This is a genomic window from Rhizobium sp. SG_E_25_P2, from assembly GCF_029892285.1.
Classification (GTDB): domain Bacteria; phylum Pseudomonadota; class Alphaproteobacteria; order Rhizobiales; family Rhizobiaceae; genus Rhizobium_E.
Genome location: NZ_JARXVM010000039.1, coordinates 1 through 1191 on the forward strand (window position 1 = coordinate 1; position 1191 = coordinate 1191).

General features: G+C 63.9%; 1 protein-coding gene. It reads right to left on the reverse strand.

What is annotated here, in order from left to right:
- Positions 1-44 precede the first annotated feature (44 nt).
- Positions 45-1016: an IS110 family transposase gene (locus M2360_RS26775; RefSeq protein WP_280778439.1), complete on the reverse strand. Its 972-nt coding sequence runs from the start codon at positions 1014-1016 to the stop codon at positions 45-47.
- Between the last annotated feature and the right edge of the window lie 175 nt (positions 1017-1191).

The following is a 1191-nucleotide window of genomic DNA, read 5'->3' on the forward strand; positions in this document are numbered from 1 at the left end:
CGGGGAGAAGGTCCCGGCAGGGGGATGAGCATCTGTGTTTGAAGTCAAGGGGCGTTTGGGGACCAGGGGCGGTTTTGTGTGATGAGAGTGTTTGCGAGGACGACGAGTTTCCGCATGACGGCGACGAGGATGACCTTGGGCGGCTTTCCGGCTTTTTCGAGGGCTGTGGCGAAGCGCGTCAGGGGTGGATTATGACGGCGGGCGGAGAGCGAGGCCATGTAGAGCGCCTGCCGCGGCGCAGGCCTGCCGCCTCTGATCGAGCGGGGTCCGTTGCGCGCGCCGCTGTCATTGGCGATCGGCGCAAGCCCCGCGAGCATGGCCGCCTGCTTGTTGCTGCATTGACCCAGTTCACTGAGGCCGGCGACCAGCGTATAGGCCGTGATTGCGCCGATGCCGGGGATGGAGGTCAGGATCTCCACCTTGCGGCGCATGTCGGCGTCTGCTTTGATCAGCGCGGCGATCTGCTCGTCCAGGCGGCCGATATGGCGCTCAAGGACGGGAAGAAGACGCTTGAGTTCAGCGCGCAGGACGGCCGCCTCAGCCGCCGCCAGCCGGTTCTTCAGCGCCGTCAGTTCCGCCTGCGAGGCCGATCTCGCCTGCACAAGTTCCTTCAAGGTCTCGATTTCTGCGCTCGGCGGAGCCTGCGGCCTGGCCGTTCCCGACTGGGCGATCAAGGCCAGAAGGCGGGCGTCGAGCCGGTCGGTCTTGGCCACATAGCCGCAATAGCCGGCATAAAGGCGCGCCCGATACGGATCGATAATCGCCACCGCAAGGCCATCGGCGGCAAGCGAGCGATAGGCGGCGCGATGGAACTTGCCTGTCGCCTCCATCACGATACAGGCCGGCGGCTGCTTGATCAGCATCCGCTTCAACTGGCGAATGCCGTCCTTGTCATTGCCGAGCCGACGGGCTTCGCCGGTCGGCAGAATATGAATGTCGAGCCAGTCTTTACATACGTCGATACCGACATAAACTGGCGCGGTCGGGCTGTGTTCGGACAATACCTTGCCTTGCATGCGGGACTTGCTCCCCATCATCTGTTCAGGACAAACCGACGACGGACGGACCACGCTCATCCACGGCGCAAACCTAGGGGCATACGGTCCCGCCCGTCGATCACCCGGGGGTGGCCACCCCCGGGTGATCGAGCGCAAGATACATCACCAAGCGCAAATCCAACATGCAAGGGGC

What these genes read in the sequence shown, in the direction of transcription:
- M2360_RS26775 (WP_280778439.1), bottom strand. Translation starts at nt 1,016, where the DNA reads ATGCAAGGCAAGGTATTGTCCGAACACAGCCCGACCGCGCCAGTTTAT.